Here is a 15,336-nt window from a genome sequence, read left to right on the forward strand (position 1 = left end):
CGGCTCACATCGGTCTCGCGTGTCCAGATCCGTGCGTCCTCGCCGGCGTACGCCGGTCGTCCGGTCGACCCGGGGTGGCTCAGCCCACCCAGATCGACCGGAGCCGGCCCACGGTCCTGATCCGCTCCTCGGCGATGCGGTCAGCGGCCACGGCCGGGGAGACCCGCTCGTCGTCGGCGAGCGCGAGGATGCGTCGCGTGGTCTCCAGGATGCCGCTCGCGCGCTGCTGCGCGCGCTCGAAGGAGAAGCCGCGCGGGTCGAGCTCGTCGGCGACCTGGATCAGCCCGCCGGCGTTGACGACGTAGTCGGGTGCGTAGGTGATGCCGGCGTCCATCAGGTGCTTCTCGACGCCCGGGTGCGCCAGCTGGTTGTTGGCCGCGCCGCAGACGATCTTCGCGCTGAGGGTGTCGACGACCTCGTCGGTGATCGCGCCGCCCATGGCGCAGGGCGCGTAGACGTCGAGCGCGGCCGCGACGAGCGCCTCGGTCGAGGCGACGGCGCGCACGCCCGGGTGCTCGGCGAGCACCGCGTCGACGGCCGGCCCGTGCACGTCGGTGACCACGACGTCGGCGCCGTCATTCACCAGGTGGCCGACCAGGTGACGACCGACCTTGCCGACACCCGCGACGCCGACGGTGCGGCCGGCGAGCGACGTCGAGCCCCACACGGACTCGGCGGCGGCGCGCATGCCCTGGAACACGCCGTACGCCGTCAGCACCGAGCTGTCCCCGGCGCCGCCGTGGGCGACCGTGCGGCCGGTGACGAAGTCGCACTCCCGCGCCACGTGGTCCATGTCGGGGCTGAAGGTGCCGATGTCGCAGGCCGTGCGATAGCGACCGCCGAGGCTCTGCACGAACCGGCCGTAGGCACGCAGCAGCGCCTCGGTCTTCAGCGTGGCCGGGTCGCCCAGGATGACGGCTTTGCCGCCGCCGAGGTCGAGCCCGGCGACCGCGGCCTTGTAGGTCATGCCGCGGGAGAGGTCGAGGACGTCGCGCACGGCGGCGTCGGTGCTGGCGTAGGGGTAGAAGCGGGTGCCGCCGAGCGCGGGGCCCAGGGCCGTGGAGTGGATCGCGACGATCGCGCGCAGGCCGGTGGCCTCGTCGGTGCAGAAGACGACCTGCTCGTGCTCGGAGCCGAGCTCGAAGACGTCGACGGGCGTGCTGCCGGGGGCGGTGCTGGACGACGGGCTGGATGAGGTGCTCATGGGTCAGGCTCTCTGTCGGGTCGCGGGGATGGTGCGACCGGGTGGACGACCCGCAGGGGTGGCGCGGATCACTCCCAGGTTAGTGCCGGACCCCGCGCATCACCACGACGTCGCCGTGGGTGCCGTATCCGCACACCCGCCCGCCCTGACGGGTGTCGTCGAAGGTGACCAGCAGCCAGTCCTCGCCGTGCGGGACCAGCGTGGGCCACGGGATGTTGGTCGGGTACGCCGCCTCGAGCACGCCCCGGGTGCGCAGGTCGAGGTCGAGCACCGCCCACTGCCCCCGGGTCGCCCGCGGACCGTCGCGGCCGTCGGAGACCAGCACGATGGTCCGCGGCGACCCGCCGGGGCCGCCTCCGCCGGCCGGGCCGCCTGAGCTGCCTGAGCCGCCTGGGCCGGGCGGCGAGTCGGGCGGCAGCGCGAGCAGGGTGGTGCCCTCCGAGGCACGCCGGAACGGGTCGGCGGCGCGCAGCCGCAGCGAGTCGAGGTCGGGTCCCTCGGCGATCACCGGGTGGAACCGGAAGAACCGGGTGGCGCTGACGTAGCCCACCAGCCACCCGTCGTCGGTGCGCAGCAGGTGGGGGTCCCAGACGCCGACCGACGGGTCGTCGGTGGGCAGCGGGAGCGGCTCGCCGGGGACGACGTGGACGCCGTGCAGCAGGTCGGCCCCGGTCTCTGCGAGGGTCACCGCCACCGACGCGTCGTGGCGATCGGGGTCGAAGTCGCCCCAGGTGCTGGTCGCCAGCAGCCAGGCGTCGTCGACGCGCAGCAGGTGGCCGGCGTGGTCGCCGAGCACCGCGCTGCTGCCGCGGCGGCGGACGAACAGGTCCGCGGTGTGCGTGAGCGCACCCGACTCGGGGGCTCCCGCCGCGGACCCCAGCCGGGCGGGATCCAGCGCCCACACCGAGGAGTGCCCGGTCCCGAACGGGCCGGGGCCGGCGCTGGTGGCGGTCAGGTGGAGCCGACCCGAGCCGTCGTCGTAGGGGCGACCGTCGGCGTGGGTGACCAGTCTCAGGTCGCGCAGCCCGAGCTGCCCGAAGCCGCCGGCCACCAGATCGGTCGTCACCCCGTCGTGGCCGACCTGCAGGTCCTCGAGCCAGGTGGGGCTGCGGGTCAGCCGTGCGGCCCGGGGGTGGCTGGTCGCCAGGTCGACGCGGGCGCGACCGGTCCACGGGCCGCCCTCGTGGTCCTGGGTCAGCACGGCGGCGTGGGTGCCGGTCAGGCACAGCGCCAGCGCCGTGGCGTCCGCTGCACGGCCGTCGCGTCGGCTGCGCAGCACCACCGGCCCCGTGACGCCGTCGAGCTCGAGGCGGCAGTGCTCGCCGTCGTACGCGGCGCGCAGCAGCAGGTCCGGGCCGGTCAGGGAGAGGGTCAGGGGCTCGCGGTCCGCGAGGCCGGCCCGGACGGCGGCGTAGGGCGCGCGGCGGGGCAGCGGGGTGACAGACGTCCGCCCGGGCCGGGTGCGCGAGACGGGCCGGTCGACCGCGCTGACCGGGTCGACGGGGCGCAGCCGCGAGACCTCCTCGTAGCGCAGGCCGAGGGGATCGCTGGTCAGCGCATCCTCCGCCGCAGCTCGGTGACGGCGGTGGCCACCTCGCGGTCGAGCTCGTCCAGCATCTCCTGCACCCCGCTCAGCGAGCCGGTGTGTGCCTGAGCCTCGATCGCCGCGGCGGCCGCGGAGACCCGCGGCAGGCCGAGGTTGAGCGCGCTGCCCTTGACCAGGTGGGCGCTGGTGAAGGTCTCGTGCGCACTGCCCTTGCGGTGCGCGCTGCGGATGTCGCGGACCTGGCCGTCGATGCGGCCGACGAAGGAGCGGGCGGTCCGGTCGAAGAAGCTCTCGCCGTCCTTGACCAGCTCGGCCAGCAGCTGTCGCCGGTCCTCGTCGATGACGACGAGCCCCGGGTCGACCACACCCGAGGCCTGCTCCGTGACCGCGGGTGACGGGGCGGAGGAGGCGCTCGAGGCCGCCGCGTCGGCCCGGGACCGCTGGTCCCGTGGATCCCCCTGCTCGGACGGCTGCCCGGACGGCTGGTCGGGCTGCTGGTCGCTCGGGTGGCCGTCGGAGGCGGGCCCGGAGCGCTTGGTCCAGCGCTGGACGACCTCCTCCAGCTGCGTGGGGTCCACCGGCTTGGTGAGGAAGTCGTCCATCCCCGCGTCGAGGCAGCGCTCGCGCTCGCCCTCCAGCGCCGAGGCGGTCATCGCGATGATGGGCACCCGCTCGCCGGTCGGCTCGGCGGCACGGATCGCCCGGGTGGCGTCGAAGCCGTCGATGCCCGGCATCCGGCAGTCCATCAGCACCAGCGCGAAGCCGTGGTCGCCCTTGAGCGCCTCGATGGCGGCCTCGCCGTCGTCGGCGACCTCGACCCGGACCCCGAGGGCCTCCAGCAGGCCGGTGGCCACCAGCTGGTTGACCGGGTTGTCCTCCACCACGAGCACCGAGAGGTCGAGCGAGGGCACGACCAGGCGCCGCGGTGCCCGGGGTGCGGACTCCTGGGGCTGTCCCACCAGGCGCAGCAGGGACTCCAGCAGCTCGGAGTGACGGACCGGCTTGGACAGGGTGGTGGCGATGCCGGCCTCGCGGGCGGTGCGTGCGCCGACACCCTGATCGGAGGTCAGCAGGACCAGCGTCAGGTCGCGCAGCGCGGGGTCGGCCTTGATGATGCGCGCGAGCTCCAGGCCGTCGATGCGGGGGAGCACGAGGTCGAGCAACGCGACGGTGAAGGGCCGACCGGCCCGCTGTGCCTCGCGCAGCGTGGCGAGGCACTCCGCGGGCGTGGCGACGGCGACGGGCTGCAGCTGCCAGGCCGAGAGCTGCTCGGTGAGGATGAAGCGGTTGGTCTCGTTGTCGTCGACGATCAGCACCCGCTGGCCCTCGAGCGACTCCGCGGGCTCCTGCAGGCGCGGCGCGACGGGGGTGCGCTCCAGGTCGGCGGTGAAGGAGAAGGTCGACCCCTTGCCGGGCGCGGAGTCCACCCAGATCCGGCCGCCCATCGCCTCGACGAGCTGCTGGCAGATCGCCAGGCCCAGGCCGGTGCCACCGTGGCGACGGGTGGTGGCCAGGTCGGCCTGGATGAAGGCGTCGAAGAGGCTGGCCTGCGCGGCGGCGGGGATGCCGATGCCGGTGTCGGTGACGTCGACGCGCAGCACCACCCGGCCGTCGGCGGCGGACTCGACGTGTGCCTGGACCGACACCTCGCCGTGCTCGGTGAACTTCACGGCGTTGGAGCCGAGGTTGGTGAGGACCTGCCCCAGCCGCGTCGGGTCGCCGCGGAGGTAGTCCGGGACGTCGGGGTGGCAGGCCACGACCAGCTCGATCCCCTTCTCGTGGGCGGGGCCGGCCAGCACCGACGCGGTCTGCTCGAAGACGCTGCGGACCTCGAAGTCGACGTCCTCGAGCTCCAGCTTGCCGGCCTCGATCTTGGAGAGGTCGAGGATGTCGTTGATGATCGCCAGCAGCGACAGGCCCGACTGGTGGACCCCGTCGGCCAGCCGTCGCTGGTGGTCGTCGAGCTCGGTGCGCAGCAGCAGCTCGTTGAGGCCGATCACGCCGTTCATCGGGGTGCGGATCTCGTGGCTCATGGTCGCCAGGAACTCCGACTTCATCCGCGAGGCCTCCATGGCCCGGTCGCGGGCGTCGGCCAGCGCCTCGGCGGCGCGCTCGCGCTCGGCGACGACGCCGAGCTGGGCGGCCACCTGCTGCACGAGGTCGTGGGCCGGCTCGGAGAGCGGCGCCTCGTCGGCGAGCACCTCCAGGACCGCGACGACCTCCTCCTCGACGACGACCGGGAGGGCGACCCGGGAGAAGGTGCGGCCCTCGATCGAGCGGGCGTCCTGGGCGACCTGCCCGTCGACGAGGCACTGCTCGGCCAGGTCGGTGGCGGCCGGGCGCGCGGTGGTCGCGGGGTAGACCTGCTCGAGCTCCACGACACGGTCCTGGCGGGGCCCGCCGGTGGCGCTGACCAGCCACCCGGCGATGGGCTGCCAGCCGGTGTGCTCGGGCAGTCGCACGGCGGCGACCTCGATGGCCTCCACGAGGGTCCGCGCGCGGTTGGCGGCGGTCGCCATCTGCTGCATCAGGCGCAGCCGCCGCGAGGACGCCGAGGCCGAGACCTCGGCGCGACGGACCTCGGTGATGTCCTGGTTGGTGCCGTCCATGCGCACCGGACGCCCGGTGGCAGGGTCACGCGTGAGGCGGCAGCGGCCGTGCATCCAACGGACGTCGCCGTCGGGTCGCAGGACCCGGGCGTCGAACTCGAAGGAGTGCCGCTCGCGCAGGGCGGCCTCGGTGACCAGGCGGACGTGCTCCCGGTCGTCGGGGTGCAGGCACGCGACGAAGGCCTCGAAGGTGCCGTCGAAGTCCTCGGGCGGCACGCCGTAGAGGCGGTGCAGCTGCCCGGACCAGGTGACCAGGCCGGTGTCGAGGTCCCACGTGAAGGAGCCGATGCCGGCGATCTCCTGGGCCTCGCTGAGCTGACGGGCCCGGGCCTCGGCCTCGGGGTCGGCCACCGGGGCCACCGGGGCCACCGGGGCCACCGGGGCCGCTGGAACAGCGCCCGCAGCACCCGCGGGGGCAGCAGCGGCTGGAGCAGCAGCTGGAGCAGCAGATGGGGCGGGAGCGGTGACGGCGTACGGGGTGAACCGGTGCAGCCACCCGGTGATCCGCCCGTCCTCGCGCACCGGGCTGTAGCTGAGCAGCCCGTCGACCAGGGTGGCGTCGGAGCGGCGCAGCGTCACCGGCAGGTTGTCGCGGCCGCGGGTGCCGCGCCGCAGCAGCGAGACGTGCATGTCCACCCTGGTGCGCTGGTCGGCGGGGAAGACGTCGCGGGCGGGCAGCCCGGTCATCGAGCCGGGCTCACGGCGCAGCAGGGCGGCCATCGCGTCGTTGGCCCACACGGTCGTGCCGTCGCGGTCGAGCACCCACAGGCCGTCGGTCGTCGCGTCGACGACCGCGCCCAGCCAGGCGGAGTGCCCCACACCTGCTCCTTCCGATGGAATCGTCGGACCCATCATGTCCTGTCATCCTCACCCGTGCGGCCAGGAGTGGGGAAAGCCATCCGGAAGTCGTGCGGACGGCGGTGCAGGTTCGACGGTTCAGGTCGACGGTTCAGGTCGACGGTGCCGGTCGACGGTCGGGTCGGCAGGTCGGGTGGGCAGGTGCGGGGCCTCGCGGCGGCCGGCTACTGCAGCGTCATCCGCGGCTCCCCGCCGACCAGGCCGGTGCCGGAGATCGAGCAGGTGCCGCCGCGAGGGCTGCCGCCGTTCCACGCCTGCCGCACGCAGCTGCGGGTGGCCATCTGCGCCCAGTAGTTCGGGTGCAGCGACTCCTGGATGTAGTACGGGCTGTTGGAGCAGCAGGTGCTGACGGTGCGGATCTGGTTGATCCACTCGGTCTTGTCGACAGCGGTGGGCTGGGTCCAGGAGGTCAGCCCCTTCTCCTCGTAGAGCCCCACGCCGCTCTCGCACAGTCGCCGGCCGTTGAAGGCCGAGGCCAGGTCGAGGGTGCGGGTGTTGGTCAGCCCGGAGGCGGTGATGGCGCTCTTGACGGTGTTGTTGATCGTGGGCAGGGCGCTGTTGTTGGCCCAGGCGGCGTCCTTGTCCCAGAAGCCGCAGCCACCCGTGCTCTGCCGGGTGTAGCCGCTCTGGGAGTAGCGGAAGCCCGAGGCCTTCGGGATCGGCGAGGGGTAGGTCTGCACCAGGAGCGTCCAGGCGTTGTCGGCGTACCCGGCGTTGCGCATGGCGGTGCGCAGGTGGGTGAAGGAGGTGGCGATGCGCGAGTGGACGGTGCTGACGTTGGCCGAGGTGAAGTTCGAGGTGACCGACCTGTCGTCGTAGCAGTAGTCCTTCCACCAGCTCGGGGAGTAGAGGAAGTTCGCGACGCAGGCGGCGACGATGTCGGCGAAGTTGAAGTCGTTGCCGCCGATGGAGACGACGACGAGCTTGACGTTGTGCGAGGACGCGAACTGCTGCAGTGCCTTGGCCTGGCCGATGTTGCCGGCGCCGTCGTCGTAGAAGTCCAGCCCGGGCTTGAAGTTGCTGCCGGAGGCGTCGGTGGCGGTCTTCGCGCCCGAGCAGGCGAGGTTCTTGCCGAGGGTGCCGGCGCCGATGAACACCTCCGCCGACCTGCTGCGGTGGCAGCGGTTGATCGCCTCGCCGTTCGGGGTGTCCCAGTAGGCCGTGGAGCCCAACGCGTCGGCGGCGGACGAGCGGCTGTTCGACGACCCGGCCCAGCGCCCGGCCTCACCGGAGATGTAGGAGTCACCGACGGTGACGACGTACGGCGTGCCGACGCCGGGCCCGTCCGCGCGGGCGATGGGGGCGGGGGTGCCGGGCAGCGCGCCGCTGGTGAGCACGGTCAGCAGGGCCACCAGGAGCAGCAGCACCACCGCGGGCACCGCCAGCCGGGGCCGGAGCCCGACTGAGGGCGCGGAGGACGCGGGGGACGACGTGGACGAGGACATGAGGAGGCCTTTCCCGAGCAGTCAGCGATGGGCCCACGACGCGTCGGTCGATGTGGCCCGCCTCACATCGAGGCGCGCTCGCACGCTAGCGAGGCGCGACGGGGCTGGGAAGGGGCGGCAGGTGAAGTCTCCGGCGTCGGGCGGCTGCTGCTCGCGCGCGGGCCCGGGCGTCCTCGCGCACGGGGGGACGCGGCTAGTGTCGCGTCTCGGAAGTTGTTGAACGGTTGGCGTCCTCAGGGTGCGTGCATCGCCAGGCGCCGGCGCGCAGCCATAGCCGTTCCTCTCGCAAGCGTCGGCAACGCAGCGAGGTGCGTGCCATGGGGGCGCGAAGCGCCCAAGAACTTCTGTGACGCGGCACTAGGACCCTCGAGGTGGCCGCACGGACCCGCGGTCCACGAAGCGGTGCCGCACGCGCACCGAGCGGGTGCCCGGCTCGCCGCGGATCAGGCGCACCGCGATCCCCGCGGCCTCCTCGGCCTGGCGCTCGACGTTCTGGTCCATCGTGCTGAGGCCGAAGAGCTCGGCCATCGGGTGGCCGTCGACGCCGATGACCGAGAGGTCCTCGGGCACGCGCAGACCGTGGCGCTGCGCCCCCACCGCGACCGCGGCGGCGATCTCGTCGGAGTAGCCGAAGACGGCGGTCGGGCGACGGTCCAGGGCGAGCAACCGCTCGACCGCGCGGGTGCCGGAGTCCACGCCGTAGGACTCGGTGACCAGCAGCTCGGGCCGCCCCTCGATGCCGGCGGCGGCGAGGGCCTCGCGGTAGCCCGCGACGCGCAGCAGGTCGGCGTCCCAGGTGGTGGCGTCGGTGTCGCTGGTGCGCACCATCGCGATGTCGCGGTGCCCCTCGGTGATGAGGCGGTCGACCGCGGCACGCGCCATCGCCCGGTCGTCGACGTCGACGTGGGGGAGCCCGCGCGCCTGGCCGCCGGCGATCACCATCGGGACGCCGAGCAGGTCGAGTCGGTCGCGCTGCTCCGGGGAGAGCGGCAGGGCGGCCAGGATCACCGCGTCGACCTTGCGGCGGGCGGGCAGGTCGCGGACGAAGGCGCCCCGCTCCGAGGGTCCGTCGACCTGGTAGACGAGCACGTCGATGCCCTCGCTGCGCAGGGCGCGCTCGAGGCCCGAGAGCATCGTGGAGTAGAACCACACGTCGATGCGCGGCATGACCACCGCGACCCGGCCGGTCTCGCGGCCCGAGAGCGAGCTGGCCTCGGGGGAGATGACGTAGGCCAGCTCCTCGGCGACCTTGCGCACCCGGTCACGGGTGGCGTCGCCGACGCCGGGGACGTCACGCAGGGCACGCGACACGGTCGCGATGGAGACGCCGGCCACGCGGGCGACGTCGGCCATGTTGGCTGGGGCGCCCGCCGGCGGGCGGGGGGCGTCAGAGGCCCCGGCGCCCGCGTCGTCGCTGTCGTGCTCCACGGCGTCAGGGTAGGACACTGCGGGGTTTCGCGTGCTGGGACGGGCGCGTGGCGACTACCCCTGGAGGTATGGGAGGTGCCACACTGTGAGTACGGCGTCGGCCGGGACGTCTGCCCCCCAGCGGTCCGGCCGGCGCCTCTCCACGTCCGGCCCGACCGGGCGTGATCGGACTCAGCCCAGGACGCCCGGGGCAGCCTCGTCGTCGAGCCAGTCCGAGCCGTCGTCGTCGTAGTGCTCGTGGTCCGAGGACCCGTCACGGTCGCGTCGACGCCCCGCGGTGGGGCTCCCTCCGGCACGACCGCCCGCCCCGCGCCGCCGGCCGTCCCGAGACCGGCGCCCCGACCACGGAGCCGCGGCCGAGGGTGCCGGAGACCGCCGAGCGGCTCAGGCCGCCCAAAGGTCGGGTCTGTGATCGCGCCGTCGCCCGCACCTGCTGGCCACCGACCAGCGCACCGCCGGTGAGGCCGCGCAGCACGCCGCCCTTGGCCAAGCCACCCAGGAGAGCGCCCCCGCCGAGGCCGACGCCCACCGCAGTGCCGCTCGAGCCGCCGGAGCCACCGGTCGTCGCGGTGGTCAGGACGGTGGGCTCGTCGCCCGCGTCCGGGCCGAGCGTGGTGCCGTCGGTGCCTCCGCCCGGGCCGCTGCCCGGGTCGGTGCCCTCGCCGGGGCCCACCGGGTCCGCGGCGTACGTCGGGTGCGGACCGCCGCCGAGCAGCCCACCGGTGCCCGGGGTGCCGCCGGCGCCGCGCGGACCGGGCACGGAGCCGCGCCCACCACCGCCGGCACCACCGTCGCCCGAGACGGTCTCCGGCTCGGGGTCGGGGATGCCGTGGATCTTCTTCATCACCGCGATCGGCTCGTCGTAGCGCCGGTCGAACTCCTCGGCGATCTCGCGCGCCCGCTGCTCGCGCAGCGCCTCGCGGTCGGCGAAGGCGCTGGCCGCCGCGGTGTGCCGGCTCTGCTCTCTCAGCCGCTTCTCGTCGTCCCACTCCGGGTCGTCGCGGAACTCGCCGGGGTCGGTGAGCGCGGCGGTCTCGGGGTCGGTGTCGAGCCGGTCGCGCTGCTCGCGGACCCGAGAGATCGTGTCGGCGGCCGACCCGAGGGCGGCGCGTCCCTCGTTGAACAGGGCGATCCGCTCGTCGAGGTGGTCGGCCGACCGACGCATCGCCTTGAACATCGCCGGCCCGGTCTGCCCACCGATGCCCAGGCCGGCGTTGGCCGCGACCCGCAGGGCGCGCGACACGTCGCGCAGGCGGTACGTCGCGCTCAGCCACTCGGCCTCGCCGTTGCCCCGCACCACCGCCTCGTCGGCCTCGGCCAGCGCGGCGTCGAGACGCAGGCGCTCGGGACCGCGCGTCATCGGTCGAGACCTCCGTCCGTCGCGGACCGCACGCTGCCGACCTCGGCGGCGATGTGGGCGAGGTCCTCCTGCGCGTGCTGGTCGGCCACGTTGAAGCCCTTGCGGAACGTGTCGACGCCCTCGCCGTAGTGCTGCAGGTCGTGGACCATCGTCAGGATCGCCTCGCGGACCGCACGCCGGGCGAGCTCGGTGTGGTGGCCCAGCGCGGCGCCGTTGCCCAGCGTGCCGAAGCGCCGCTCGGGGACCTGTGCCGGCTCGTAGCCGTCGACGCGGTCCACGCCGTCGGCCAGCGCCGACATGATGTCGGCGATGACGACGTTGTCGATGCGCAGCTCCTGGAGCAGCTGCGTTATCGCACCCATGTTGACGGGCATACCGTCCGGCCCGATGGCCACCATCACGTGCCTCCCGAGAGCGTGTGCTGGTCGTGTCCTGAGGAAGTCGTCGAGCCTCGACAGTAAAGGCCCGACCCAGCGTCTTCCCACGCAGGGCGGACCTCAATCCTCCTGGCAGTGGATCGGGTGCTGGCCCGCCACCGGTGTCGTCCTGTCGTTTGGTCGAGGGCGCGGGGGGGCAGCAGGGGTTGGTGAGCAGACGACTGCTGGGACTCGCCGCCCTGACCCTCCTGGCCGCCAGCACGGCCGCCTGCGGTGACGACGCCACCGACCCGCGGCCCGGTGGTGACGCGACCTCGATCGCCACCACGACGGCGTCCCCGACCTCGACGACCGGGGACGCGGCCCCGGTCGACACCTACGCCGACGTGGAGCCGGCGCCGCAGGCCCTCGACGCGAGCCTGGTCGAGGGTGTGGAGGCGTTCGCGATCTGGGCCGACGCGGAGCCTGAGGAGACCCCCCAGCAGCTGGGGGGAGGCACCAGGACCGCCGACGGGGAGGCGGTCGCCGTCGCACTCAGCTCGCGGACGGGACTGCTGGCGATGAAGAACGCCAGGGCCGAGATGCGTTACCTCGACAAGCGCAACGGCCTCACCACCGAACCGTTGGAGATGCTCGATCCGGTCGTCGTCGACGGGCTGGAGATGGCCCGCGCCCGCGGCGCGAGCGTCAACGGCCTGGACGCCGACTTCTTCGTCCACGCGACCGGGGAGACGACGATCGAGGTGAACTTCCTGACTCCGTCGTCGCTGAGCGAGGCAGAGCGCGAGGAGTGGATCGGGCAGGTCATGGCGACCCTGGAGTTCTCGTGACCGGGAGCAGCACCGGCCGGGCGTGGAGCGGGTGGTCCCGGGCGGGTGAGGCGGTCGGTGACCTTCGCGGCGCAGGGGTGAGAAGTGCCACGCCCACCGGTTGGACCAGCTCCGTGGGGCGGTCCCGGTACGGGCGCACTGCCGCTACGGTGACCCCCACACGACCGGCGCACCAACCGCGTCGGCCAGGAGGTGCACCGTGGGCGAGGACGAGCGCGTCGTACCTGTCTTCTTCCTCTCCGACAGCACCGGCATCAGCGCCGAGACGATGGGCAACGCGCTGCTGCTGCAGTTCCCAGACCTGAAGTTCGAGCGCAGCACCATCCCGTTCATCGCCGGCGTCGAGCAGGCCCGCGAGATCGCGGCCATGCTCGACGAGGTGGCCGCGGGGCCGGTGATGCCGCTGGTGTTCTCCACCGCGGCCGACGACGACGTGCGGCACGAGCTGAACCGCACCGTCGCGCCGGTCATCGACTTCTTCGACATGCACATGAACCGCGTCGAGGGCATCCTCGGCCAGCGCGGCATCCGGCGGGCCGCACGACTGCACGGCGTGGGCGACATCAAGCGCTACAACGCCCGGATGGCGGCGGTGGAGTTCACCATCGAGCACGACGACGGCCAGTCGCTGCGCGCCCTCGACAAGGCCGACGTGATCCTGCTGGCGCCCTCGCGGTGCGGCAAGACGCCGACCAGCATGTACCTCGCGCTCCAGCACGGCCTGTACGTCGCCAACTACCCGCTCGTCGAGGAGGACCTCCACGAGTCCGAGCTGCCGGCCCCGGTGCGGGAGTACGCCGACCGCTGCTTCGGCCTGGTGACGACCGTCGACCGGTTGAGCCGGGTCCGCAACGAGCGCCGGCCCGGCTCGCGCTACGCCTCACCGGAGCAGTGCCGGTGGGAGCTGCGGCGTACCAAGGAGCTCTTCGAGGCCCACCGGCTCCCGATCGTCGACTCCTCGGCCAAGTCGGTGGAGGAGATCTCCGCGATCATCCTGCAAACCAAGAAGCACCGTGCCCGCAGCGCCGCGGCCGCGAGACTCAGCACCAGCCAGCAGACCCGCAGCACCAGCAGCAGAGGGGACTCCCCAGCATGACCGGCACCGACAGCACCACCCACAGCAACGTCCGGTGGTTCGCCGACCTCGGACTCGGCGACCTCGAGCAGGTGGGCGGCAAGAACTCCTCGCTCGGCGAGATGGTCTCCCACCTGACCGACCTCGGCGTGCGCGTGCCCGACGGCTTCGCGACCACCGCCGACGCGTTCCACCGCTTCATCGCCGCTGACGTGGATGGGAAGGGCGGGCTGACCGAGCGGATCGCCGACCTGCTGCGCGACCTCGACACCGACGACACCCGGGCGCTGGCCGCGGCCGGCAAGGAGATCCGCGATGCCGTCGTGGGTCAGCCCTTCCCCGAGGACCTCGAGGCCGACATCCGGGCCGCCTACGAGAAGCTCGTCGACGAGGCCGGCGGAGAGGCGTCCTTCGCGGTGCGGTCCTCCGCCACCGCCGAGGACCTCCCCGACGCCTCCTTCGCCGGTCAGCAGGAGACCTTCCTCAACGTGCGCGGGATCGACGCGATCCTCACCGCGATCCGCGAGGTCTACGCCTCGCTCTACAACGACCGCGCCATCGCCTACCGCGTCCACCACGACTTCGCCCACGACGCCGTCGGCATCTCCGCCGGCGTCCAGCGGATGGTGCGCTCGGACATCGGCTCCTCGGGCGTCATGTTCACGATGGACACCGAGTCAGGCTTCACCGACGCGGTGTTCGTGACCTCGGCGTACGGCCTGGGCGAGGGCGTGGTGCAGGGGGCCGTGAACCCCGACGAGTTCTACGTCTACAAGCCGGCGCTCAAGGCCGGGCGCCCGGCGGTGCTCAAGCGCGGCGTCGGCGGCAAGGCCACCAAGATGGTCTACACCGACGACGCCACCGTCGGACGCACGACCGAGTTCGTCGACGTCGACCCGGCCGAGTCCCGCCGGCTGTCGCTCACCGACGACGAGGTCACCGAGCTCGCCCGGCACGCGCTGGTCATCGAGGAGCACTACGGGCGCCCGATGGACATCGAGTGGGGCAAGGACGGCCTCGACGGCAAGCTCTACATCCTCCAGGCCCGCCCCGAGACCGTGCAGTCGCGCCGCACCGGCGCGCTCGAGCGCTTCAAGATCGACCCGGCGACCACCAAGGGCGCCTCCGTGCTGGTCGAGGGCCGTGCGATCGGCCAGAAGATCGGCGCCGGCCCGGTGCGGGTGCTGACCTCGCTGGAGGACATGCACACCTTCAACCCCGGCGAGGTGCTCGTCGCCGACATGACCGACCCCGACTGGGAGCCGATCATGAAGCGCGCCTCGGCGATCGTCACCAACCGCGGCGGCCGCACCTGCCACGCCGCGATCATCGCCCGCGAGCTCGGCATCCCGGCCGTCGTCGGCACCGGCGGCGCGACCCGCGACCTCGCCGACGGCACCGAGGTGACCGTCTCCTGCGCCGAGGGCGACACCGGCCTGGTCTACGACGGCGTCCTCGACTTCTCCGTCGAGCGCACCGAGCTGGACTCGATGCCCGAGGTGCCGGTCAAGATCATGATGAACGTCGGCACCCCCGAGCAGGCCTTCGCCTTCTCGCGCCTGCCGCACAAGGGCGTGGGCCTGGCCCGCCTGGAGTTCATCATCAACCGCCAGATCGGCGTGCACCCCAAGGCGCTGCTCGACCTCGAGCGCGACCCCGACGGCTCGAAGGGCTCGCTGGAGCCCGACCTGCGCGCCGAGATCGAGGAGATCATCGCGGCGTACGACGGGCCGCGCGACTTCTTCGTCAAGCGCGTGGCCGAGGGCGTGGCCACGATCGCGGCGGCCTTCGCGCCCGAGCCGGTGATCGTGCGGATGAGCGACTTCAAGTCCAACGAGTACGCCAACCTCGTCGGCGGCCCGGCCTACGAGCCGCACGAGGAGAACCCGATGATCGGCTACCGCGGTGCCTCGCGGTACCTGTCGGAGGACTTCGCGGAGTGCTTCGAGATGGAGTGCGCGGCACTGCGCCACGTGCGCGACGAGATGGGCCTGACCAACGTCAAGGTGATGATCCCGTTCGTCCGCACCCTCGCCGAGGCCGAGGGCGTCATCGACCTGCTGGCCTCCCACGGGCTCAAGCGCGGCGAGAACGACCTGCAGGTCGTGATGATGTGCGAGCTGCCGTCCAACGCCGTGATCGCCGAGCAGTTCCTCGAGCACTTCGACGGCTTCTCGATCGGGTCCAACGACATGACCCAGCTGACCCTCGGCCTGGACCGCGACTCCGGCCTGGTCGCGGACAAGTTCGACGAGCGCGACCCCGCGGTGCTGCACATGCTCGAGCTGGCCATCAGCGCCTGCAAGAAGCAGGGCAAGTACGTCGGCATCTGCGGCCAGGGCCCCTCCGACCACCCCGACCTCGCCCAGTGGCTGCTGGACCAGGGCATCGAGTCGATGTCGCTCAACCCCGACACCGTCGTCGACACCTGGTTGCGGCTGGGGGGCGTCAGCGTCGGCTGAGGTCGGCGCGGGATAGTCCGCACGACTTCTCACCCTCACCTCGCTTGAGGTCAACCGGTCTAAGCAACTGGGTGGGGTCAGGCGGCCTCGGTGAGGAGCCTGTTGAGTCGTACGGCGGGTGTCTCGAGGTCCAGGGTGGGTC

Annotated in this window: 10 protein-coding genes; 3 read left to right on the forward strand and 7 right to left on the reverse strand. The window is 73.0% G+C overall.

From position 1 onward, the window contains the following. Window positions 1-79 precede the first annotated feature (79 nt). From A6R01_RS09505 to A6R01_RS09535, 7 genes are all read right to left on the reverse strand, one after another. Window positions 80-1,204 carry a Glu/Leu/Phe/Val dehydrogenase dimerization domain-containing protein gene (locus A6R01_RS09505; protein ID WP_292605224.1) on the reverse strand — a complete coding sequence of 375 codons (1,125 nt, stop codon included), beginning with the start codon at window positions 1,202-1,204 and terminating at the stop codon, window positions 80-82. A 79-nt stretch (window positions 1,205-1,283) separates the two neighbouring features. After that, window positions 1,284-2,483 (reverse strand): hypothetical protein, encoded by a 1,200-nt coding sequence (locus A6R01_RS09510; RefSeq protein WP_292605226.1) that lies wholly within the window; start codon window positions 2,481-2,483, stop codon window positions 1,284-1,286. 272 nt (window positions 2,484-2,755) lie between these two features. Next, entirely contained in the window at window positions 2,756-6,178 is a 3,423-nt protein-coding gene (locus tag A6R01_RS09515; RefSeq protein WP_292605228.1) for a response regulator, read from the reverse strand. 203 nt (window positions 6,179-6,381) lie between these two features. Next, window positions 6,382-7,662 carry a hypothetical protein gene (locus A6R01_RS09520; protein ID WP_292605230.1) on the reverse strand — a complete coding sequence of 427 codons (1,281 nt, stop codon included), beginning with the start codon at window positions 7,660-7,662 and terminating at the stop codon, window positions 6,382-6,384. Between the two features lie 357 nt (window positions 7,663-8,019). Beyond that, entirely contained in the window at window positions 8,020-9,090 is a 1,071-nt protein-coding gene (locus A6R01_RS09525; RefSeq protein ID WP_292605232.1) for a LacI family DNA-binding transcriptional regulator, read from the reverse strand. A 253-nt stretch (window positions 9,091-9,343) separates the two neighbouring features. Then, window positions 9,344-10,450, reverse strand: a complete 1,107-nt coding sequence (locus A6R01_RS09530; RefSeq protein ID WP_292605234.1) for a hypothetical protein — start codon at window positions 10,448-10,450, stop codon at window positions 9,344-9,346. Beyond that, window positions 10,447-10,812, reverse strand: a complete 366-nt coding sequence (locus tag A6R01_RS09535; protein WP_292605236.1) for a hypothetical protein — start codon at window positions 10,810-10,812, stop codon at window positions 10,447-10,449. The genes A6R01_RS09530 and A6R01_RS09535 overlap by 4 nt, the downstream gene beginning before the upstream one ends. 224 nt (window positions 10,813-11,036) lie before the next feature. On the opposite strand from A6R01_RS09535, the gene A6R01_RS09540 reads away from it, so the two are divergent. From A6R01_RS09540 to ppsA, 3 genes are all read left to right on the forward strand, one after another. Continuing rightward, the gene (locus A6R01_RS09540; RefSeq protein WP_292605238.1) at window positions 11,037-11,657 is read left to right on the forward strand and encodes a hypothetical protein; all 621 of its coding nucleotides are present in this window, start codon (window positions 11,037-11,039) and stop codon (window positions 11,655-11,657) included. Window positions 11,658-11,856: 199 nt separating this feature from the next. Then, on the forward strand, window positions 11,857-12,753 hold the full coding sequence (locus A6R01_RS09545) for a pyruvate, water dikinase regulatory protein (protein WP_292605240.1): 897 nt from the start codon (window positions 11,857-11,859) through the stop codon (window positions 12,751-12,753). Then, window positions 12,750-15,194 carry a phosphoenolpyruvate synthase gene (gene ppsA / locus A6R01_RS09550; RefSeq protein ID WP_292605242.1) on the forward strand — a complete coding sequence of 815 codons (2,445 nt, stop codon included), beginning with the start codon at window positions 12,750-12,752 and terminating at the stop codon, window positions 15,192-15,194. Before A6R01_RS09545 ends, ppsA begins: the two co-directional genes overlap by 4 nt. Window positions 15,195-15,336 lie beyond the last annotated feature (142 nt).

The organism is Nocardioides sp. REDSEA-S30_B4 (genome assembly GCF_001627265.1).
Classification (GTDB): Bacteria; Actinomycetota; Actinomycetes; order Propionibacteriales; family Nocardioidaceae; genus Nocardioides.

Coding starts and splice junctions, on each gene's coding strand:
- A6R01_RS09520 (WP_292605230.1), bottom strand. CDS start 7,662: ATGTCCTCGTCCACGTCGTCCCCCGCGTCCTCCGCGCCCTCAGTCGGG.
- A6R01_RS09505 (WP_292605224.1), bottom strand. CDS start 1,204: ATGAGCACCTCATCCAGCCCGTCGTCCAGCACCGCCCCCGGCAGCACG.
- A6R01_RS09530 (WP_292605234.1), bottom strand. CDS start 10,450: ATGACGCGCGGTCCCGAGCGCCTGCGTCTCGACGCCGCGCTGGCCGAG.
- A6R01_RS09535 (WP_292605236.1), bottom strand. CDS start 10,812: ATGGGTGCGATAACGCAGCTGCTCCAGGAGCTGCGCATCGACAACGTC.
- ppsA (WP_292605242.1), top strand. CDS start 12,750: ATGACCGGCACCGACAGCACCACCCACAGCAACGTCCGGTGGTTCGCC.